This is a genomic window from Mesorhizobium sp. PL10, assembly GCF_053714315.1.
Map to the genome: position 1 here is coordinate 1 of NZ_JBSKBR010000234.1, position 296 is coordinate 296.

Annotated in this window: 1 protein-coding gene; it reads left to right on the forward strand. The window is 68.6% G+C overall.

The genetic code is table 11. The features are described 5' to 3' along the window. Nucleotides 1-296 (forward strand): transposase (locus ACWGTO_RS34000; protein WP_454579020.1); only part of this gene is annotated, 296 nt, incomplete at both ends.

The window sequence follows — 296 nt, forward strand, 5'->3', positions numbered from 1 at the left end:
CCACCATCATCCGCATGTCCACTGCGTCGTGCCGGGCGGCGGCCTGTCGCTCGAGCCTGCCCCGGCGAAGGCCGGGGACCAGCGATGGATCGCCTGCCGGCCGGGATTTTTCCTGCCCGTGCGGGTTCTGTCGCGCCTGTTCAGGCGGCTATTCCTGGAGCGCCTGCAGGACGCCTTCCACGCCGGCCAGCTTCGCTTCTTCAGCGATCTCGCCAGCCTGGCCGACCCTGCCACCTTCTGCGCCCAACTGGCTGGACTGAAGCGGATCGAATGGGTCGTCTACGCCAAGCCCCCGT